22 protein-coding genes are annotated in these 19428 nt (G+C 46.6%); 10 read left to right on the forward strand and 12 right to left on the reverse strand.

Going from position 1 to position 19428, the window contains the following annotated elements:
* Window positions 1-25 precede the first annotated feature (25 nt).
* Genes ACKU40_RS02520 through rdgC form a run of 5 tightly spaced genes read right to left on the reverse strand, consistent with a single transcriptional unit; the run spans window position 26 to window position 4199 of the window.
* The gene (locus tag ACKU40_RS02520; protein WP_320174968.1) at window positions 26-1243 is read right to left on the reverse strand and encodes an ABC transporter substrate-binding protein; all 1218 of its coding nucleotides are present in this window, start codon (window positions 1241-1243) and stop codon (window positions 26-28) included.
* Complete coding sequence (locus tag ACKU40_RS02525; protein ID WP_320174969.1) at window positions 1240-2388, reverse strand: patatin-like phospholipase family protein; 1149 nt, start codon at window positions 2386-2388, stop codon at window positions 1240-1242. Before ACKU40_RS02525 ends, ACKU40_RS02520 begins: the two co-directional genes overlap by 4 nt.
* Before the next feature lie 59 nt (window positions 2389-2447).
* Entirely contained in the window at window positions 2448-3011 is a 564-nt protein-coding gene (locus ACKU40_RS02530) for an arylesterase (protein ID WP_320174970.1), read from the reverse strand.
* 2 nt (window positions 3012-3013) lie between these two features.
* Entirely contained in the window at window positions 3014-3547 is a 534-nt protein-coding gene (locus ACKU40_RS02535) for a hypothetical protein (protein WP_320174971.1), read from the reverse strand.
* A 34-nt stretch (window positions 3548-3581) separates the two neighbouring features.
* On the reverse strand, window positions 3582-4199 hold the full coding sequence (gene rdgC / locus ACKU40_RS02540; protein WP_320174972.1) for a recombination-associated protein RdgC: 618 nt from the start codon (window positions 4197-4199) through the stop codon (window positions 3582-3584).
* A 537-nt stretch (window positions 4200-4736) separates the two neighbouring features.
* Here rdgC and ACKU40_RS02545 point away from each other — a divergent pair.
* A complete protein-coding gene (locus ACKU40_RS02545; protein ID WP_320174973.1) occupies window positions 4737-5111 on the forward strand; it encodes a hypothetical protein in 375 nt (124 codons plus the stop codon).
* 149 nt (window positions 5112-5260) lie between these two features.
* Window positions 5261-5698 (forward strand): response regulator, encoded by a 438-nt coding sequence (locus tag ACKU40_RS02550; protein WP_320174974.1) that lies wholly within the window; start codon window positions 5261-5263, stop codon window positions 5696-5698.
* Window positions 5699-5780: 82 nt separating this feature from the next.
* Here ACKU40_RS02550 and ACKU40_RS02555 read toward each other — a convergent pair whose 3' ends face one another.
* Both ACKU40_RS02555 and ACKU40_RS02560 read right to left on the reverse strand, forming a co-directional pair.
* Window positions 5781-6743, reverse strand: coding sequence for a D-2-hydroxyacid dehydrogenase (locus tag ACKU40_RS02555; protein ID WP_320174975.1), 963 nt, complete (start codon window positions 6741-6743; stop codon window positions 5781-5783).
* Window positions 6744-6778: 35 nt separating this feature from the next.
* Window positions 6779-7330, reverse strand: coding sequence for a PilZ domain-containing protein (locus tag ACKU40_RS02560; RefSeq protein ID WP_320174976.1), 552 nt, complete (start codon window positions 7328-7330; stop codon window positions 6779-6781).
* 225 nt (window positions 7331-7555) lie between these two features.
* Between ACKU40_RS02560 and ACKU40_RS02565 the strand changes: the two genes are divergently transcribed.
* A complete protein-coding gene (locus ACKU40_RS02565) occupies window positions 7556-7699 on the forward strand; it encodes a hypothetical protein (protein ID WP_320174977.1) in 144 nt (47 codons plus the stop codon).
* A gap of 65 nt (window positions 7700-7764) precedes the next feature.
* Here the strand turns inward: ACKU40_RS02565 and ACKU40_RS02570 are convergent, their stop codons facing one another.
* The gene (locus tag ACKU40_RS02570; protein WP_320174978.1) at window positions 7765-8250 is read right to left on the reverse strand and encodes a hypothetical protein; all 486 of its coding nucleotides are present in this window, start codon (window positions 8248-8250) and stop codon (window positions 7765-7767) included.
* Window positions 8250-9131 (reverse strand): glucose-1-phosphate thymidylyltransferase RfbA, encoded by an 882-nt coding sequence (gene rfbA, locus ACKU40_RS02575; protein ID WP_320174979.1) that lies wholly within the window; start codon window positions 9129-9131, stop codon window positions 8250-8252. Before rfbA ends, ACKU40_RS02570 begins: the two co-directional genes overlap by 1 nt.
* 132 nt (window positions 9132-9263) lie before the next feature.
* Between rfbA and ACKU40_RS02580 the strand changes: the two genes are divergently transcribed.
* From ACKU40_RS02580 to ACKU40_RS02600, 5 genes are all read left to right on the forward strand, one after another.
* Window positions 9264-9968 carry a DUF1614 domain-containing protein gene (locus ACKU40_RS02580; RefSeq protein WP_320174980.1) on the forward strand — a complete coding sequence of 235 codons (705 nt, stop codon included), beginning with the start codon at window positions 9264-9266 and terminating at the stop codon, window positions 9966-9968.
* 20 nt (window positions 9969-9988) lie between these two features.
* Window positions 9989-10765, forward strand: a complete 777-nt coding sequence (locus tag ACKU40_RS02585) for a MogA/MoaB family molybdenum cofactor biosynthesis protein (RefSeq protein ID WP_320174981.1) — start codon at window positions 9989-9991, stop codon at window positions 10763-10765.
* A 112-nt stretch (window positions 10766-10877) separates the two neighbouring features.
* A complete protein-coding gene (locus ACKU40_RS02590) occupies window positions 10878-12302 on the forward strand; it encodes a TolC family protein (RefSeq protein WP_320174982.1) in 1425 nt (474 codons plus the stop codon).
* Window positions 12303-12430: 128 nt separating this feature from the next.
* A complete protein-coding gene (locus ACKU40_RS02595; protein ID WP_407944322.1) occupies window positions 12431-12655 on the forward strand; it encodes a dual CXXC motif small (seleno)protein in 225 nt (74 codons plus the stop codon).
* Window positions 12656-12673: 18 nt separating this feature from the next.
* Window positions 12674-13585 carry a lytic murein transglycosylase gene (locus tag ACKU40_RS02600; RefSeq protein WP_320174983.1) on the forward strand — a complete coding sequence of 304 codons (912 nt, stop codon included), beginning with the start codon at window positions 12674-12676 and terminating at the stop codon, window positions 13583-13585.
* A gap of 28 nt (window positions 13586-13613) precedes the next feature.
* Here the strand turns inward: ACKU40_RS02600 and ACKU40_RS02605 are convergent, their stop codons facing one another.
* The gene (locus tag ACKU40_RS02605) at window positions 13614-14717 is read right to left on the reverse strand and encodes a glycosyltransferase (protein WP_320174984.1); all 1104 of its coding nucleotides are present in this window, start codon (window positions 14715-14717) and stop codon (window positions 13614-13616) included.
* 177 nt (window positions 14718-14894) lie between these two features.
* On the opposite strand from ACKU40_RS02605, the gene ACKU40_RS02610 reads away from it, so the two are divergent.
* Window positions 14895-15773, forward strand: a complete 879-nt coding sequence (locus ACKU40_RS02610) for a glycosyltransferase (protein WP_320174985.1) — start codon at window positions 14895-14897, stop codon at window positions 15771-15773.
* Window positions 15774-15817: 44 nt separating this feature from the next.
* On the opposite strand, the gene ACKU40_RS02615 is transcribed toward ACKU40_RS02610, so the two are convergent.
* A complete protein-coding gene (locus ACKU40_RS02615; RefSeq protein ID WP_320174986.1) occupies window positions 15818-16180 on the reverse strand; it encodes a molybdenum cofactor biosynthesis protein MoaE in 363 nt (120 codons plus the stop codon).
* Between the two features lie 29 nt (window positions 16181-16209).
* Here ACKU40_RS02615 and ACKU40_RS02620 point away from each other — a divergent pair, with 29 nt between their 5' ends.
* Window positions 16210-18849: a hypothetical protein gene (locus ACKU40_RS02620; protein ID WP_320174987.1), complete on the forward strand. Its 2640-nt coding sequence runs from the start codon at window positions 16210-16212 to the stop codon at window positions 18847-18849.
* Between the two features lie 109 nt (window positions 18850-18958).
* Here the strand turns inward: ACKU40_RS02620 and ACKU40_RS02625 are convergent, their stop codons facing one another.
* Entirely contained in the window at window positions 18959-19333 is a 375-nt protein-coding gene (locus ACKU40_RS02625) for a PaaI family thioesterase (protein WP_320174988.1), read from the reverse strand.
* Between the last annotated feature and the right edge of the window lie 95 nt (window positions 19334-19428).

The following is a 19428-nucleotide window of genomic DNA, read 5'->3' on the forward strand; positions in this document are numbered from 1 at the left end:
TCGAAAATGAAAAAAAAGGTTGATATTATTTGAGTATTGTCGCCATGGATTTTTGACCAGACTCGAATTGCATCACATAAAGTGGTTTTTCCGCTCCATTGCCTTGAAATGATATTTTGCCACTTACTCCTTCAAAGTCCTTAATCTGGACAAGTCCATTGCGAACTGCTGTGGCGGTGGTGCCATGATTTTGTGCGGTTGCAGCGAGAAGCATGATTGAATCGAATCCCAGGGCTGCGTAGCCTGTCCGGGGAGGATTGCCGAACAGTCCTTTGTAAGACTCAACAAAAGAACGTACCAACGGTGCTTCACTATCCATGGCCGCCTGAGCTGCAAAATAGACGGTTGAGGGATAATCCTGCATGGGCTGCTGCATGGGAACAGTATCGAACGATGTCCCTCCGAGTATGGAATAAGTCTGTCCGCTTTGTTGCAGTTGTCCAAGTATTTTCGCGGCAATATTGGCCGGGGCGAAGATTACAACTGTTTCCACTTGTGGTTTGGCTGGATCAGTTTCCCGTTTCTGGATAGTAATGCCTGCTGCGCTGTCCACAAAGTCGTTAACCCCAACGGTGTCATTTATCACCGTGCTGTTCGTTGGTTGCGGGGGAGTCAGTTCTTGCAGTTTTGTGCTGATGAAAGACAAATCCGGGTCCAGTTCGGTAATGCGTATCTCTGCCATAATTTTACCGCCGTTGCGTTTGAAGCGACGGGCGTAACTGTCTGCCTGACGGGCGGTGCTGTCAGCAAGGTCAGAACGGATCAGCATGATGTTGCTGACTTGCATTGTATTGCTGGTGAACTCTGCCAGCAGCTGACCTGTTTTGATGTCGGGAACGGCAAGGCTGAAAATATTTGAGCCCATATGCGAGAGCGCGTCTGCCTGTGCACCGGTACATAAAAATGGAAGTTGGACGGCTTGAAATGCCGGTCCGGCGGTGAGGGCTGCATTGTCATCAATTATCCCGGTAGCGGCAACGATTCCTTTGGATTGGGCCAATTTATTTGCACCGTCAAGAATTCCTGTTGTTTCTCCTGTGGAGGTTTCAACTTCGATTCTTATTTTAATATCGCTTTTGGATTTATTGATTTTTTGCACCGCCAGCAGTGCTCCGTTCAAGGCTTCCTGAGCGGTTGGAGCTTGACTGCCCCGGAGCCCGAACATAGCGCCCAGTACGATTTCTCCGGCATGCAGCGGAACGGGCATGCAGATTATAGCCAGCAGCAATACGAAAATTTTCATACACCGCTCCCCCTACGGTCTTTGTGTGTTTTGACTATTTTAAATGTACGTTTTTTGGGAGATTCTTCAGTCCTAGGTTGCTCCGGCTCTTTCGCTGCAGAAGTTCCTTGTTTCATTCTTTCCAAGGCCTCTTCATGTTTTTTCTCTTCAGCAGCAGCCCTTTCCTGTTCCAGTTTAAGTTCCGCCTCTTTCTTTTGCCGTTCTGCTTCGCGCAGTTTCATCTTGGTTTTAAATTCTGAGACAGCTTCCTTGAATTCTGATTTTTTATTGGTGAAGGCGACTTTGCCTGCATGAACGATTTCAGTGAGTTTCTTTACTTCCCATAGTTCGATGGGCCGGGGATGTTTGATGTAGACCGGAATGATTTCATAGTGGTGCATATCGATGGAAAGAGGAAGCTGGCTGGTGAGAATGGATCGTTTGAAGATGCGTGAGGTGTTGAAGTAGCTTGAGACAAAGCTGTCCGGTTCAGGGTTGCAGGCATCGTCAAAGTAGATGGCGATAATGATATCTATCTGCCGCTTAACGCATTCCATTACCGGAACCGGAGAAGAAAAAGCACCGTCGATGAGGCGCTTGCCGTCAACATTTCCCGGGGGCATGAGCGGGTATATGGCGCTGCTGGCATAAATGGCCTGTGCAAGGTTGCCTTTATCAAGGATAACCGGTTTTCCGGTTTCAAGGTCGGTGGTGGCAATCAGGGTTTTGGGAGAGAGATCGGAAATGTCGGTTTTTTTGAACAGGGTTTCATAGGTCCGGCGTAGACAGTCTGTTTTAAGGATGCCGGATTCGGCAGTGAATCTGCCCATGCCGGTGCTGGCTATTTCAAGTACTGAATTATAGTCTACGTCGGTATAAAAACGCGGGTCTACGGTTTTGGAAAAGACTTCCTGAATCTGCTTGAGATCATATCCTGCCCCCATGAATCCAGCCAGCAGTGCACCGCCGCTGACCCCGATGACAAGGTCAAGAGTTACCTTTTCTTCCTGCAGAAATTCTATGAAAGGCAGTGCGCAGAAGGATTTTATACCTTCCGAACCGATAATTAAAGCGACGGAAGGACGTTCAGGGGCTTTAGGAGCCTTTTCCTGTTCTTCTGTTGCACTTTCGTTTTCGATAGAATCGGGTTTACTGTTCTTCTCCATCTTCTCTCCCATGCTTTAATGCAAAAGATACATGGGCTGCGTGGAAAAAACAATATTAATTACCCGGAGATGGACTCCAGAAAGGATTTGAATGCCGAGAACATTTTATCGACCATTACCGCTACACCTTCGCTGTTTGGGTGTACTCCGTCGGATTGGTAGAATTCGGGCAGTTCACCGATCCCTTCGGTCAAAGACGGGTAGAGGGGAACGCTGAATTTATCGGCAACGTCTGTGAAGATGCGCTTAAATTCAGAGGAGTAGGATTGCGGGGTGAAATTCATGGGTTTGAAGCCCAGCAGCAGGACAGGAATTTTTGCTTCCTGAAAAGCTTCGACCATGCGGGAGAGGTTTATTTTGGTCTGTTCGGGGTCCATGAGCTGGAAACAGTCATTTGCACCGAATTCGATGTATGCTGCATCCGGTTCACTTTCAATAACATTGGCAAGGCGGAATAGCCCGTCCGCGGAAGTGTCCCCGGACAGGCCGAAATTATTAATTGCCACATGGAAGCCTTCTTCAAGCAGTTTGCGTTCAAGCTGTGCCGGAAGGGAACTGTAAGCAGGAAGACCGTAACCTTCGGTTAAGCTGTCCCCGAATGCTGCCAATGTGATTTTAGCCATGCCTATTTTTCTCCTTCGCGCAGCCAGCTCTGGAAACGTGAAACTTCGTCCTTCCACTGTTCCGAGATGCGGACGGTGATGAATTCTTTAAAGACGTGGTCAAAGAGGGAGATACATTTTTCGATCAAATAAATCTTTTCCAGAAATTTTGCGTCCGGGTCGTCCCCTTCCTCGTCTTTCATTTCCACTTTGGGAGTTTTCAGCCCGCTCATGGTGAAATCTTCAGCCTTGAGCTGAACCTGCCAGAGGTTTTCGTCGATCTCCATCTTCAACTGACAGCGGGTGACTTTCTTTCCGGTGCGCAGGCCGTAGAGAACTTCGGTCATATCTCCGCTTGCGGAGTTTACTGTGGCGGTGTCAACGTTCTCGCCGTCGCCGCCCTGAACTGACATGCGTTGTTCCATGTAGAGCAAGAAGCGTTCGCCGTTATCCAGTTCAAACATTCCGTCCTGAATTTCACTTTTATACCAGAGCCAGGTCAGGAAGTCCTGACCCAGAAGAGTGTTTTCCCTTTCGGCTAACATCATGAGGTCCATAACTGGTGCTCCTTTGAGTAGATTCTTTGATTCCCTATCCTACAAAGTAGGTGGGGTCGAGCGATTCGAGTTTCTGTACAGCCTCTTCGCCGAGGATTTCCATGGCCAGAAAGAAGGGAGTCAGCGGTTCAAGGGTCAGTTCGAAAGTGTCTGAAAAATGGTCCGTAAACAGGTCCATTACCTTGGAGTTGGTGGCAGCAAGGTAAACCCGGTTTTCCGGTACGTTCCAAACCACGTCGAAAACTGCCGGAATGGGCAGGGAGCGTGCGCGCAGCTTGAGGGTAACTTGTTCCTTGATTTCCCTTTTGCGGTCGCGGGAGATGAAATTTTTTCCCTCTTTCTTGGCTTCAGCAAGCTCATGGTTCAGCGCGATCTGGAAATGCTTTTTCAGAACTGCGGGCTGAATTCTGCGGGTATCAAGGCGCAGGGAAAAGGTGAAGTACTGGGCCTTTTCCGGCGGTGATACAGCCCATTTGTCATCAAGCATATCATCCATGTTTACCCAGCCGAAGGAACGTTCTTCAGCGGTATGGTCGATGTCCTTGAATGCGAATTTAGCTAATTTTTCGGGTATTTCCCGGATCAGATCATCGCTGACTTCTTCCAGAATTCTGTATCTGGTTATTCCTGTGCTGGCTGAAAGTATTGGCAAAGTATGCTCCTTGAACCGACTGTCACCCTTTTGGCACTGCCGGATTTATTTCGCTGTGATGATAAATGCAAACGTTATCTGTTATGACCATTTTTTCAGGATGTAAAGGGAAAGAATACCCTATCTGCTGAGTATGGCATATTAGGTGCATAATATATTTCAGTTGTAGAAGATTGTAAATCAGGTAACGGCCCAAAGGAGGATTCAGTCAGTATGAGCTGAAGCAAGCCGGTGGAGGTCATTATGACTCTCATTGAAGTACGCACCGAAGGTAACTATATAACAATTGGTAATCAGCGTAGAAAAAAGTTGACATCCGACGGATGCAACGAGCCGTTTAAGGATCGTTTCTGGTGTCCGCGCAAGAAGTGGTTTATGAAAAGCCCATGCCCTTTCATAAACAAAATTGAGTGCGGAAACTATAGGCATATGTGCGGCTCACTATAATTGCTCAGCACTGGCAGAATTTTTGTAACTCCTCTTGCTTTTGGTTTGGCCGGGTCATAATATCCCTGTAAAACAAAAGCTGGAGGAGTTATGGTTTCCGGTAATCCATATGAATTGCTGGCGGATCGTCTCGAAAATATTGCCATACAGATTCGCGAGATTGAAGAAGAAGCGCGTGAAGTACTTTATGAAAAAAATGACGACAATGGCTATAGAGAATTGATGCGCCGGAAAGCAATGGTATTGGCAGGGCTTTCCGATGAACTTGAGTCATTGGTTGAATCCGCTCCGTATGAGGTAAAAGAGCGCATTGAACGTTTTTCCCTTACTGCCTCCCAGTCCCTTCAGGTTGGCAGTGTCTTCTTTATGTCCGCACTTCTTTATCCGGATGATCATAAGGATGGGGAACCTAATGATTTAGATCTTTTTGCGGTAAAGGTCAGGGCAATGTCCGGAAGAGAATAAGTTAGCCCTTGCGCCTTTGTTTAACTGTGTTATTTTGTTTCTATGGGCGGTTGCTTTTGGCAATGTGTTAGTATATCAAATGTGGTCGGGTCAAAGGGGGGACAGGTTGCCTTAGGGTGTCTGTTTTTGACTTAGTGCAGGGTATATAAATGCTTAATGCAGAAAAAAATGCTGTCGGTGTAAAAGTTTTGGATGGAGCGGTCAGGCCTTTGAATATTTTACTTGCAGAAGATTGTGAGAACAATGTGCTTCTGGTGCAATTGTACCTGAAGAAGTTTCCGTATTCCATTGATGTGGCTGAAAACGGCAGTGAAGCTTTTGAGTTGTTCCAACGTAAAGAATACGATGTAGTCCTCATGGACATCGAAATGCCTGTAACTGACGGTTACGAGGCTACTACACTTATGCGCGGTTTTGAGAAAGAACACAGCCGGGAAAAGACACCTATTGTAGCTGTTACTGCACATGCTCTGCCGGAAAATGAAGATAAGGCCTATGAAGTTGGTTGTGATTACTTTTTGACCAAACCTGTTCGTAAGGCAGACCTGATCTCAGCTGTCCAGAAATACGGTGCTGGTGAAGTCTGATAATTTTACGCAATTAAATGAATTTTAAATAAAAAGGGCTGACATAATATCTATGTCAGCCTTTTTTATTTAGCGATATACTTTATACCCCGTTAACTACATTTGCTGCCTTTCCTTGCATAAAGGCTTTTACATTAGCCACGGTAATTTCGGTAAGTCTTGAGCGGGCCTCAAGGGTTGCCCATGCAATATGAGGGGTAATTGTCAAATTAGGCGTTCCAGAAAGGGGATTGCCGGGGAGCATTGGTTCTTTTTCTACTACGTCAAGCGCAGCTCCGGCTATAACTCCTTCTGTCAGTGCTTCTGCTAAATCTGCTTCGTCAATGAGAGGGCCGCGGGCGGTGTTGATCAAGTATGCATTTGCTTTCATGGTCGAAAGCAGTTTTTTGTTGATAAATTTTTCATTTTCAGCGGTCAGCGGGCAGTGAAGGGATACGAAATCAGCTTGCCGGAAGAGTTCTTCAAGAGAGACGAAGTGAAACGGGGTGTATTCCGGTTCAGATTTCGGCCTCGGTGCATAGGCTAGAACGTCCATGCCGAAAGAATTGGCGATGGCTCCAACCATCTGGCCGATGGCCCCGAATCCCACAATGCCCATTTTTTTCCCGGCCAGTTCGATGAGCGGTGCGTTCCAGAAACAGAAATCTTCCTGCTGCGCCCATTGGCCTTCTTTTACAGCCTGATCGTGCAGTGCCACTCTGTTGGCGTGATTAAGAATCATGGCAAAAACATGCTGGGCAACCGAAGGAGGGGAGTATCCCGGGACATTTGATACCGGGATGCCTCTGGCTGCGGCCGCATCCAGATCGACCACGTTGTAACCGGTCGCAAGTACTGAAATAAATTTGAGCTTGGGTAGAGCCTTGATGGTGTCCGTGTCCAGTACAGTCTTGTTGGTCAGGATGATGTCCGCTTCAGCGGCTCTTTCAAGGATCTGTTCCGGCTTAGTGCGGTCATATACGACCAGTTCACAAATTTCTTCCAGTTCTGTCCACGGGTTATCTCCGGGATTTAGTGTATAGCTGTCAAGAATAACTGTTTTCATGAACTTTTCCCGTAATTCCCGTCTTAAATTCGGGGTTAGAGCTTAATTTTCTTTTTGGAGGCAGGAGTGACACCGCGTTTTTTCTGGGCTTCGATTTCTTTCGCCATTTCTTCTTCTGTTGTGTCAGGATGTTTGCCGGAGTGTTTTTTCTCGATTAAACGTTTCTGGGCGGCAAGTACTATCTTACTGATTACTTTGTCCTGAGATCTTTCAAGCTCGATAAATTCACAGCCCACTATTTTCGGGGTTCTTCTGGCTATTTTAAGCTTTACGTTTTTTAGAACAGGTTTTCCGGACCAGAGCAGTACTGCATCTATGATCGTTCCAACTTGAAATTCTTTGCTGCTGACAAAACCGATACCGCTGGCGCTGATGTCCAGTATGCGGCATTTGACTCTTGGTACACGGCAAATGACATGCATGTTGTCCACGTCAATCCTGAAGGCTCCACGTGCAGCGGGGATATTTTTTTGCGGTTTGAATTCAATGTCCAGCGATTCGTCTGAACTTCGGCCAAGCATGCGGTCCAGCTTGGTTTTAAGCTTGCCCATCAGTCCGGGTTTGTTGTCTGTATTATCCTTCCCCATTCTCATCCCCTAATGAAATTAAAAAAGTAACAACTATTAGCAGTCAATATAATTCGCTAGGATTGTTAAGCTTAATTTAATTCTCTACTCTTTGTTATCTTATATATATGAAGCAGTTTGTCAATATTTATACTTAAACTAGAGCTTGACATTATTGAGAAATATAGCGAAGACTAATTAAAATTTTTGTAATGAATCGGGTTAAATACTTGGAGGTATTTGGGAATGATCGGCGAACTTATCAGCAACATGGGCCACAGTTCCACTGCTGGCTTTGTAGGTGTATCTCTTATTTTTGGCTATCTTGCATGGATGCTCTTCATGATCTTTCGCAGGATTGATGAAACCAAAAACGAAGGTCATCATTAAGAAATTTTAGAAAAGACTTTTAGTGCTTTTCAAATAAAAAAAGGCCCGCATTTGCGGGCCTTTTTTTATTTGAATTTGCTGTTTATTGCTGCCAATTGTTCCAGCACTATTTCCAGTTGTGCGTCGAAAATATGAGCCAGATCTTTTACTTTCTGATCTTTTGCTTTGGCTAGAATATCCCTGATGAATGTTTTGCGCCTATTGAAGTCGTTGTATGCATAACCGCATTTCTTTTTAAGCAGCGCCGCTTCACTGTTTTCAAATTTCTTTTCGCTTTTTACGAGTTTGACCACTGAAAACAGGGCGGTCAGGCTATGTACCTGCATTTTGCTGCTTTTACACATGTCGGCCATGTCCTGCAGGGCGTATACCCGGTCGGGTTTGGTGTCGGCCCCGGTTATCTTGTCGATTTTCATTCCCAGAGTTCTGAAGGAGGCTTCAACTCCTGAAAGCTTGTCAAACTGTGCTGAGAGATCCGGGGTTCCGCAGAATGCTGAGCAGGGTGTCAGCAGGGCCAAGGTGATAATTAACGTGATAATTGTTTTTTTCATTAACTCTTCGCCTTTGCGTCGTTGTAGATTTCCATTAAATACTGACCGTAGTCGTTTTTGAGCATATCTGTGGCCATGTCTTTCAGGTCAGCAAGTGATATATAGCCCATGCGGAAGGCAATTTCTTCCAGACAGGCGAGCATGAATCCCTGTCTTTCCTGAACAGCTTCCACATATGAAGCGGCGCGGAGCAATGATTGGTGGGTGCCCATGTCCAGCCATGCATACCCTCGGCCGAGAAGTTCAACATTAAGCTTGCCGCGTTTGAGGTATTCATTGTTCACATCTGTGATTTCCAGCTCTCCGCGTGCAGAGGGCTGGATGTTTTTGGCGATATCAATGACCGAGTTATCGTAAAAATAAAGTCCGGTTACTGCAAATTTTGATTTGGGGATTTCCGGCTTTTCTTCAATGCTGATTACGGTCTGGTTCTTGTCGAATTCAACTACGCCGTACCGTTTTGGGTCCTTGACCGCGTACGCAAAAACAGTTCCGCCTTCCTCAAGTTCAGCGGTTTTTTGCAGGATGTGCGGAAGGTCATGCCCGTAAAAGATGTTGTCGCCCAGAATCAGACTTACGCTGTCATTGCCGATGAAATCTTCACCAATAATGAAAGCTTGCGCCAAACCTTCTGGTTTAGGCTGGATCTTATATGAAATGTTGATCCCCAGATTTGATCCGTCACCGAGAAGGTCTTCAAATCTGTGCAGGTCTTCCGGTGTGGATATTATCAGGATATCACGGATGCCCGACATCATATGGATGGAAAGCGGGTAGTAGATCATGGGTTTGTCATAAACAGGCAGAAGCTGTTTACTGACCACTCTTGTCAGGGGATAAAGTCTTGTGCCGGATCCCCCGGCCAGAATAATTCCTTTCATATTATACCTTCCTCGCAGTGATTATCTCTGGTAAGCCATAATTAAATTAACAATAAATTCTTGAGGTGTCTGCATTTATAGCATTAAATAGCCTGAATTTGTCCATATCCGCAAACAAGGAGTTTACGTTCTATGCGCGGCCCCATGTTTTCACTGCCCACAGTATTTTTTCTGGGCGTCATTTTTTTTGTCCTCATATTCTTTTTGTTTATATTTGTACAGGTTGGTCTCGTTACCGTGGCTTTCTCGAAGCTGGGGCTGACTGCGGGACAGGGGTTTCTGCTGCTGATAGCCACTTTGTTCGGGAGCGGAGTTAATATTCCGGTATTCCGTTCAGAAAGGCTTGTCCCTGATGTGCGTATCAGACGGGTTCGTATGTTTAATCCCTATTCTCCCATGGACGTTCAGCGTGAAGCCGCAACCCTGACCAATCAGGTGGTCGCAGTTAATTTGGGCGGTTGTGTTATTCCGGTTCTGCTGTCCTTGTCTTTGCTCAGCAGGTCCGGTTTTGATTTTCCCATCCTGCTTTGTGTGGCATTGGTGAGTGCGGCAACTTATGCCCTTGCCCGGCCCATTCCCGGTGTCGGGATCGGTATCCCGGTGCTTATCCCGCCATTAATTACCGCACTTGCGGCCTTGATCTTTGTTCAGGGTGAAATGGCACCTATAGCGGCTTATGTTGCGGGAAGTCTCGGTACCCTGATAGGTGCGGACTTGCTGCACCTGGCTACTCCGGCCACCCGGCGGGTGCTTGATGCACCTGTTGTTTCCATCGGCGGGGCCGGTACTTTTGACGGAATTTTTATTACCGGGATTCTGGCTGTATTGCTGGCCTGATTTTGATAAGGAGTTTTTTTGTGCTTGAATGTGATTTTTCTACGACAAATGGAGCAGGTCTCGGAAGTCTAATTGTGTTAGGTGATTCGGGATTCCTGCCGAATGGATGTGTCTGTGCTGCTCTTTCCGGCTGTGCCAAAGGGCTGCGGGCCGGAATGGTGCTTGAAAGCGGTGGAGTCGATCTATTGCGCATTATGTCCGGATTTTGGACTTCCGGTGTTCCGGGAGCAAAATCATGGATTGCCGAGATCATAGGTGAATTGCCTGATGGAGTTGCTCCTTTGACTATAAAAAAAGAAGGCTATTCCATCGCTTACGTTACTTTAAGTGATAAGGGTGCTGCAGGCGAAAGGAAAGACAAAGCCGGACCGCTTATTGCCGAAATGATAAAAAATGCACTTCCGGTTTCCATTGCTCAGGGTTATCTGATCCCTGATGAGTGCACTGACTTGAAAGCATTGCTTATGCATCTGGCCCATGTGGATGGTTATGACCTGATCATGACCACAGGCGGGACAGGTGTAGGGCCGCGTGATGTTTCACCTGAAGCGACCCTTGCGGTAATTGAAAAGAGATTGCCCGGATTCGAAAGGGCCATTACTGCTACCGGATTGGCAAAGACTCCCCATGCCATGATTTCGCGTGCTGTTGCCGGTACGTTGGGGGAAAGTGTTGTAGTTAATTTTCCCGGTAGTCCTAAAGCTGTGCGGGAAAGCCTTGAAGCTGTACTGCCTGCTCTGAAACATACCGTGGATAAGTTACAGGGAGATAAAACCGATTGTGCGGTTGTTTCCTAGTGTTTAAAACAAAATTGATGCTTGATTCCTTGCGCGGGAACATCTATATAGGTTTTGATTTTTGTATATTAATTCTTCCAAAGATAATAACCACACGTTCAGGATGTGTAGAATGAAACGCAATATTCCGTTTTTATTAGTTTTGATTTTCATGCTGTCTTCAGTTTCTTTTGCCTATGCGCAGGAACAGGGAGAAAACACTCTCGGTGAAGCTAAAGCACCGGTCTCCATGGAGGAGGCTGCCACACAGGTTCCGCAGGCCGTCACTGACGACTCTGTCGGTGCTGAGATGACACTCACCCTTGAAGAGTGTGTAAAGCTCGGACTGAAACAGAATCCCTCCATTATTGCTGCCCGCAAAGACCTGCTGGCTGCTGAGAGCGATGTCAAGAGACAGCGCGGAGCCTTCGGTGGTCCTGTTACTGCCAAGTACGGCTACACTCACTTTAACGATACACCCCGCTCAGGAGATACTCCTGCCGGCTATCAAGATCAGTGGGCTTTTTCAATTAATGTCAGCCAGCCTGTCTTTAAAGGTTTTGAACTGCTTTCCAAGTACCAGAAAACCAAGCTGCAGCGTGCTTCTACCGAGGCCAGCCTTTACAATGCAGAGCTGACACTCATTAGCAATATTCAGACTTCTTTCCTGACCCTGCTGCAGGGCCGTATGGAAGTTAAAAGTAAGCAGGACTCTGTTGCCCGTCTGCAATCCCAGCTTGATGTTATTCAGGCTTTTTATCAGGTCGGTCTTCGTCCGAGAGTTGATGTTCTGCAGGCTGAAGTTGAACTTGCCAACGCAGAGCAGGATCTGCTTATCGCCAAGAACTCCGTGGATTCAAGGGCTGCCAGATTGAACACATTGCTCAACCTGCCCATCGAGAAAAAAGTGGACTACTCCGGTGAGCTGACTTACCTGCCTTTTTCCATGACTCTTGACCAGTGCATCGATAAAGCTGACAAGGGCCGTCCCGACCTGAAGATTGCCCGTAAGGCTGTCGAAATTTCAGAAGAAGATGTAACCATCGCCGAGAGCGGTTTTTATCCCGATATTACTGCTGACTTTAACTACAGTAGTGACGGCGACGACCCTTCCGTCAGCACCAACAAATACAATTATCGTAACCGTCCCGATTCCTGGAATGTGGGCGCGAACCTGAACTGGGAAGTTTTCAGCTGGGGTCAGACTTACTATGACACCAAGCGCGCTGAAGACAACGTAAAGAAAATCAAGGCCGAGTTTGATAACACCCGTCTTGAAGCTTCCTATGAAATTAAAGACCAACTGCTCAGCCTCAAGGCTGCCGCTGACCGTATCGGTGTTGGACGTAAGTCCGTTGAAGCTGGTCGCGAAGGTTACAGAATGGCCATGGCCCGTTATCAGGCTCAGGTCAGCACCAACAACGAAGTGCTCAACGCCCAGTCTCGCTTGAGTGATAGTGAAGCCCAGTTGATTCAGGCTCTGTCCGACTATCAGGTTGCACTTGCTAAGCTCTACGTTGCGATGGGTGATATGAACCCCTCCCTTAAAACTAATTAAGGACCGGGATTACATTACTCTAATCTGATTGATTTTATCCGGCAGATTGCCAGCAGGCAGTCTGCCGGATTTTTATTGTGGACATCGGGCTTTGATGGAATTTATATTGCTCATGAGTGGAGGAAACAATGTTTAGTGGGCGAAGCCTTTTTAATAAGAAGCGTGACAACGGTCCTGATCAAGATGGGCGTTGCAGCAAGTGTGGCGGAGATCTGTATACCCACCGCGAGTGACGCGGGGTATTTTTGCGCTGCGGGTCTTGCGGCAGTAAATTTAATGTAGCTGATTATTCGGAATACATAGACGACGATTTTGAAGAAGAAATGGCTAATGTGCCCATGAACAGGCTTTAACGGAGTTTAGACTGTAAAATGTTCAGGAAACTGGCAGTATTTTTTCTTATTCTTTTTCTGGGAAGTGGCGGCATTGTTCACGCCGGAGATTCGCACAGCTGGGATGATCTTAAAGATAAACTCGTGGCTGACGGATTTAACCGCGAGTATGTGGATACTGTTTTTTCCGCCAGTTCCTTGAAGTATGATTCGGCTATGATGTCTCGAAAGATGCGGGCTTTGCTCAAGCGGAGATTCGAGCCACCGGCAAAGAAAGTTGCCCGGGAAAAGGAGTTTGATGAAAGATATGTCGGCCCGATCATGCTGGCAGGAGGATACTCCTATCTCCGCGAGCATTACGCATTGTTGCAGGATATAGATAAAGAGTACGGTGTAGCGCCGTCTGTGCTGGTAGCCCTCTTGTTGGTCGAGACCAAGCTGGGTTTTACCCTCGGTGATGCTCCGGCCTTTAATAACCTCGCCAACATGGCAGCAAGTCCTGATCCTCTGAGATTTTTTGATGAACTCGGTTACGAAAAGCTGGAAGAAGAAGATATGGTCTGGCTTAAAAAACGAACCAAGAAAAAGGCTGACTGGGCTTATCGGGAACTTTCAGCTTTACTGAAATTCTCTTCGGAAAATTCTATCGTTCCTACTGAAATTCCCGGCTCTCCCTATGGTGCTTTTGGGATTTGCCAGTTTATGCCCAGTACCGCTGTTCATTACGCTGTAGATGGCGATAAAGACGGGCGTATCGATCTTTTCAGCCGTGAGGATGCCCTTTACAGCATGGCAAGTTTTTTTAAACGGCACGGCTGGAAAAATTCCCTGAGCAAGAAAAAGAAGCTCAAAGTGATCTATCGCTACAACCATTCCATGGTCTACGCCCGGACAATTTACGAAGTCTCACGGCAACTCGAAAAAATCCGTTCCACCTTTGGACCTGAGTAATCTTTGCCTCCGGGGGCAGGGGAAGGCCTTACAATATACCTTGATATAGAGTCATAGTTCTTTTCAGGAAGTCTTCTCCTGAGAGCTGAGACATGGTCCTTTTGTGCTCAGTGAGAAGTCTTTGTCTGAATTCAGGATCGTTGATTGCTTCAGTCAGCTTGAGCGAAAGTTGATTGACATCCTGCGGGGGCACAAGAGCTTCCTTCGGCAGGAGGTCAGGCATTACACCGACTGATGATGATATCAGCGGTCTTTTGCAGGCCATGATTTCCAATGCGGCACGGGCAATGGTTTCAGACCAGAGCGAAGCGATTACTCCGATATCCATGGCTGAAATACAGGCGGTTACGTCTTCGCATTTTCCGCTGATGGAGGTGATATCGGTCAACCCGTTATCGGTCAGCCATGTCTCCACTTCATGCTTGCTGGTGGCTGTAGGAAAGCCGATCAGGAAGAGCTTGACGCTCTTACCGTGAACGTTGTTGCGGGTTTTAGCCAGAGCTTCGATGAGTTCCTTTTGGCCTTTAACCCGGTCGAATCGTCCGAGCATGCCGATGACAACATCCTCTTCACTGAAACCGAATTTATCCCTTGCCTGCTGGCGTCCTTCGGGATCGAAGCAGAATTTTTCATTATCAACACCGCCATGGATCAGCCAAAGGCGGCTCTCGGCCAATTCCATTTTATTCAGAAAATGGTCGGCCATTCTTTTGTTAGTCACCACGACTGCATCAGCAACCTTGGAATGCAGGTAGCGGTTGAAGAAGTCGCTTTTGGGGAGTCGCTGGTCGCCTCTGGTCCTGACCAGTTTGTAACCCATTCTCATCTTTCGCAGGATACCCCACCAGAAGAATGCTTCACCGCGATGGCAGTTTACCACTTGAGGTTTGTACTTTTTAATCAGCGAATAGACCTGGGCACAAGCCTTGATGAGTTTATGCGGATGGGCGGAGTTCAATTCAATGGTTTTTACATTGAGACCCATTTCGATGGCTTTTTCCTCGGTTTCAGAGCCGGGGACTGTGATGAGAAGGATTTCGTGTCCGGCATCCTGCAGGAGTTTGCTCAGGTAAAGGGCATACCACGAAGTGGCGTTGAACCAGCGGACGTTGATAACTTGGAAAATTCGCATGTGAGTATATGATATTCCGTAAAAAACTAATGGGTAGGGCAAAATAACCGATATTCAATTTGTCAGTTAAAAAATCCGTGCTTGTGCTGCTATACACAGCCTATGTTTTTTTATTAACATGATCAAATACGTTTTGATATGGATATGTTTTTTTATTGTAATAATACAGGTGATTAATTGGAAGATCTTAATAATGACCCCAAAGTTTCCGTAATTATACCGACTTACAACCGGGCTGAACGGATATGCCGGGCTGTGGATTCTGTTCTGGCTCAGAAATTTACTGATTTTGAATGTCTGGTAGTGGATGATGGTTCCACTGACGATACTGCGGAAAGGCTGGCGGGATACGATGATCCCCGGTTGAAGATTCTCCGGCAGGAGAACAGGGGAGTTTCTGCCGCACGCAATTACGGTATCGCTGCTTCCAGTGGAGATTTGATTGCTTTGCTTGATTCCGATGATGAGTGGGTGCCGGAAAAGCTTTTGAAGCAGGTGACGTTCATGGCTGAGGCTGGTTTTGAAATCAGCCAGACAGATGAAATATGGATTCGTAAGGGCAAACGGGTCAACCAGTGTAAAAAGCATGAAAAACCGGAAGGAATGTTTTTCGATCGTTCGCTTGAAATGTGTATGGTCAGTCCTTCATGTGTAATTTTCAGCCGGAAATTCTGGGAGGAGCTGGGGCCTTTTGATGAAGATATGCCTGCCTGCGAGGATTATGATCTCTGGATACGGGCCGGAACAAAGTATCCGGTAGGTCTGTTGCGTGAGCGTCTGACCATTAAACACGGCGGACGTCCGGATCAATTATCCAATAGCGTAGGGTGTTTGGATTTATACAGAATATACGCTATAGTGAAATTGCTTCAAGCAGGAACTCTTACTGCTGATGAGCGGAACATGGCCCTTGATGAACTTCAGCGTAAGACCGGTTTTTATATAGGTGGGTGCAGGAAGCGGGGGCGTGATGAACAGGCCGTGCGGATAGAACGGCTGGTTCAGGGTATTATTGCGGGAGAGGATGTTCTGCCTTCTGAAATTATTGAAAATTAAAAGGGCCGGGATGTTTTAATATTACCCGGCCTCTGGATATTTTTTTAGGCAAGAACTTCTTTTTTAGTAAAAGCTTCGGCTTTGACTGTGTCAAGCAGGCTGGAGAGGCATGCCTTGACGTTTTCGCGGATATCTCCGGCTACGATGAGGAAAAGTACATCATCGCCGGGTTTGAAAACGCCCTCGTTAGCGTGGGCCACAATTTTATAAATTCCGGGATGCTTTTCATGTTCCTGACGGATTTGTTCGATTTTGTCGTGATCGGCCTTGATTTCGATTCCGGTTACTTTTTCACGGGTACCTCGCGACCAGCCTCGGACGACTCCGTTATGGATCAGGATCATGCCAACGTTATCGGCGAATTCAGGATCCTGTTTGAGTTCAGCAATTTTTTTTGAAATGTCCATAGTACCTCCGTAAGTAAGGAGTTGTTGTTTTGTATTCTATTTCAAGCTTATTTGAAAAATTTCCGGTTGTCAGCCATTCACGCATGGTAAATCGCGGGTTCGGTGTCTGGATGGTCTGGGCCGAGACTCTCGAAGACTCCATTGTCCGCAGTATGCGGGATTTTGGCGGTATGCTCATGAGTGAGGAGCGCAACCAGGCCTATTGGTTCTTTTTCAGTGATGATGTTTTCCGGGTGGTTGCCCGCCTTGAACTCTGGGCCAGACTTAATCCTATGCCTGTATACATTCAGGTGATGCCGGCAACACTCCTTGTGGATTATAATCTCGATTTGTCACTAAAAGTTGATAGCGAATTTACTGCTCAGGAAACAGCTCTGCCAACTGAGTTTGAGATACTTATTCATCCTAAACTTTCCGATTCGGTAAAGGCTATTGCAGGGTTGAATCTTGAAGATACCAGAACCCCAACCGGAATATCAAAATCCGGCTGGCAGGTTCTGGTTCCTGATCAGGGGTTGGGGTACGATTCTCTGCAGAGTTGGTATTTTATCCTTATCCCTGTGGGCAATCCGTCAGACAAAGAATTCATCAAAGGCTGGCGTTCATTTTTTTCCGAAGTTCAGGTTATGCTCCAAAAGCTGGGCATTCAGTACATCACGTCGGACGTTAAGGTTATTCTGCCTATTGCTTCTTTTTCCTTGCTGAGGACTTTTCTACGTGAGTTGCTCATGCTCATTCATCGGGTCAGGAACAATGAGCAGGCCGAGGAAGTTTCTTACTGGCCTTCAGTCATGGCTTTGGTTCCGCAGTTGAACATGAGCTTTAACGATGAGGTCATCCGTAAGGTCAATCTTGATTGGGACAAGCTCACCCCTGATTGTCCGCACTTGCGCTACCGGGACGCATTTTTGCTGGGGAACGATTTTGCGGTAAATGAAGTCCGTTTCGGGAGTGAACAGGAAAATGTGGACGGATGGTGTCATGTCAGCCTCAAAAAAGGTGTTCATGATACCAGTTCAGCTGCCATTTCCGTAACCATCTCTCGTCGGGTTTCCGTGGGCGAGATGGACGATTGCTTTTATTGCGGTATGAAGAATCATTCCCCTTCAGAGTGCCCCAGCCGGACTTTGGAAGGTCTTGATCCGGTGGTTTGGAAACAGCTTGCGGCTATCGACAGTGAAAAGTTCAACGAGGGGTTCCAGAACATAGATTTGCAGATGCAGGGTAAGGAAAATGTTGTCGAAGAGTTTTCCAGAATTCTGCATAAGGGCAAAGGATATGAAGGGATTGTCACCCGGGCTTTGTTTGCAATTAATGCGATTTCGCAGTTGCGGACCTTATATTTGGTCTGGCGTTGCCGGGGTAAGGATTGGCCCCTCGGTATCAAGGATCAGGGCCCGGAAGAGGGCGAGCTTATCTGGTCAGCTTTTGAAGCTATGCAGAACGGTGCCAGAAGTGAAGCTGAAACCCTGATAAAGAATGCCATGATCAGGTTCAGCCGCAGTTTTCAGCCGCGCTCTTTGATGGCTTTTTATGAGCTTGAGGGGGGCGACCTTGAACAGGCATATTTTTATTGGCAGGAAGCTGAAAGGCTCTGTTACTCACCATTGCAGCAGGGGTATTTCGCCTATTTACAGGGCAGGATGCAGGAAGTTATGGGCGAGTTCGGTGAGGCCAGTGATATTTATAAAAGGGCACAGAATATGTGTTCTGAATGGCTTGAACCCCAGTATCGCCGAGCTGTGTGTATGGTTAAGATGGGCTTTGCGGAGCAGGCCATTTCTACCTTTCAGCACATAATCGAAAAGGACCCCCATTATTTTAACCGGGTGGCGATTGATCCTGAACTTGACCGGGGCAGGCTGACTGTTTTGCAGGAGTTGGGAGAGCTCTGGGAAATTGCCGAAGCAGAGGCTAAGGAAGTAGCTTCGGGAATGGATACTCTTTCTGCTGATATTGCACAGTGGTTTGAGGAGGGACATGAGTTTGCCGATGAAGCTGCCCGTTTTATGGATCGCATGAATAAGCTGTCCAAGATCAAAAACTATGTAGCCTTCAGGCAGCTGACCAGCGGTATTGCCCGCCTTACTCAAGAAATTGAGAAGCGTGTTGAATACGAGATTAAGGTCATCAACAAGAAGCTTGAAATTTATCGTGAGGAATTGTTGGATGTCCAGCGTGAGGCTTCATGGTTCCCGTTTCCGAAGCTTTTGACTGAATTTAATGGTGATTTTAACTATTGCGCAGATAAAATTTATTGGATTAAAACTCAACAGCTCAACGTAGCTGAAACATTCCGCAAGACTCAGCGCTACTTGGACCGCATTGATGACCGCTTGAGAAAGCTTAGAAAAAGACTGGTAACTCTGCGGGTTATCCGTGATTCAACTTTGTTTATCATGCTTTTGGGAAGAAGTTTTATCTGGCTGGAAGTGTTATTTTTAGGTTTGGCATTGCTGTGTATTCCTTTGCTGATCTATTACTCGAATAATTTTCAATCGAACTTCATTGTAGATATGATTATTCGACAGAAGTGGGAGTTTCAGAAAGGTTTAATTTTGATCTTAAGTATTCTGGCAATTGCTCTTGCGGCTTTCCGTGCTGCTGTGGTTTTTGAGAAGAAAAAGAGGGAACTCTTTCTCATTGATGACGGTAAGGATGATGATTGATTCTATTTGATTCTGATAAATAAAAGGAGCTTTTCGAAATATTCGGAAAGCTCCTTTTTTGTGTATATCAGGATTTTCTGCGGCGTTTGATATTGTATACCCCTCGTCCTTATGCAACGTTTACGTCTGGTGCTCCTTCGGACCAGATAGAAATGTGGGCATTTCCAACCTTGTTGCCAAGTAGTCTGACTTTTGCTTCAGCATAGAGATCGCGAGCTGTTGCGGGTCTTAAATAGTCCACGCTGAGCGTAATCGTGGCAACAAAATCGTTTCGTTCACATTGGGTCCAAACAGCAAAACCTCCACATATATCAGCCAGCGTGGAAATCACTCCGCCATGAATCATCTCATTATCTGCATGGCCGATGAGTTCTTTTTTGAAGGGGATATACAGGCGAACAGAGTCGGTCTCTATTTTGTCCACTTTTATGCCGAGGAATTTATGAAAAGGGAATTCCGTTTCAATGAATTTTTCTATGGGCATGTTCTTTCTCCGCTTTAGTTGGGGAATATTGTATGGATGTGTTTTATGTGCTTGATGGATGAGGAGTACTTTTGAGAGTAGGCTTTTTGATGTTG

It is taken from the genome of Maridesulfovibrio sp., assembly GCF_963666665.1.
Classification (GTDB): domain Bacteria; phylum Desulfobacterota; class Desulfovibrionia; order Desulfovibrionales; family Desulfovibrionaceae; genus Maridesulfovibrio.

Excerpts from the sequence above, each read along its gene's own strand:
- ACKU40_RS02520 (WP_320174968.1), bottom strand. The coding sequence starts at position 1,243 with ATGAAAATTTTCGTATTGCTGCTGGCTATAATCTGCATGCCCGTTCCG.
- ACKU40_RS02525 (WP_320174969.1), bottom strand. The coding sequence starts at position 2,388 with ATGGAGAAGAACAGTAAACCCGATTCTATCGAAAACGAAAGTGCAACA.
- ACKU40_RS02530 (WP_320174970.1), bottom strand. The coding sequence starts at position 3,011 with ATGGCTAAAATCACATTGGCAGCATTCGGGGACAGCTTAACCGAAGGT.
- ACKU40_RS02535 (WP_320174971.1), bottom strand. The coding sequence starts at position 3,547 with ATGGACCTCATGATGTTAGCCGAAAGGGAAAACACTCTTCTGGGTCAG.
- ACKU40_RS02545 (WP_320174973.1), top strand. The coding sequence starts at position 4,737 with ATGGTTTCCGGTAATCCATATGAATTGCTGGCGGATCGTCTCGAAAAT.
- ACKU40_RS02550 (WP_320174974.1), top strand. The coding sequence starts at position 5,261 with ATGCTTAATGCAGAAAAAAATGCTGTCGGTGTAAAAGTTTTGGATGGA.
- ACKU40_RS02555 (WP_320174975.1), bottom strand. The coding sequence starts at position 6,743 with ATGAAAACAGTTATTCTTGACAGCTATACACTAAATCCCGGAGATAAC.
- ACKU40_RS02560 (WP_320174976.1), bottom strand. The coding sequence starts at position 7,330 with ATGGGGAAGGATAATACAGACAACAAACCCGGACTGATGGGCAAGCTT.
- ACKU40_RS02565 (WP_320174977.1), top strand. The coding sequence starts at position 7,556 with ATGATCGGCGAACTTATCAGCAACATGGGCCACAGTTCCACTGCTGGC.
- ACKU40_RS02570 (WP_320174978.1), bottom strand. The coding sequence starts at position 8,250 with ATGAAAAAAACAATTATCACGTTAATTATCACCTTGGCCCTGCTGACA.
- rfbA (WP_320174979.1), bottom strand. The coding sequence starts at position 9,131 with ATGAAAGGAATTATTCTGGCCGGGGGATCCGGCACAAGACTTTATCCC.
- ACKU40_RS02580 (WP_320174980.1), top strand. The coding sequence starts at position 9,264 with ATGCGCGGCCCCATGTTTTCACTGCCCACAGTATTTTTTCTGGGCGTC.
- ACKU40_RS02590 (WP_320174982.1), top strand. The coding sequence starts at position 10,878 with ATGAAACGCAATATTCCGTTTTTATTAGTTTTGATTTTCATGCTGTCT.
- ACKU40_RS02600 (WP_320174983.1), top strand. The coding sequence starts at position 12,674 with ATGTTCAGGAAACTGGCAGTATTTTTTCTTATTCTTTTTCTGGGAAGT.
- ACKU40_RS02605 (WP_320174984.1), bottom strand. The coding sequence starts at position 14,717 with ATGCGAATTTTCCAAGTTATCAACGTCCGCTGGTTCAACGCCACTTCG.
- ACKU40_RS02615 (WP_320174986.1), bottom strand. The coding sequence starts at position 16,180 with ATGGACATTTCAAAAAAAATTGCTGAACTCAAACAGGATCCTGAATTC.
- ACKU40_RS02625 (WP_320174988.1), bottom strand. The coding sequence starts at position 19,333 with ATGCCCATAGAAAAATTCATTGAAACGGAATTCCCTTTTCATAAATTC.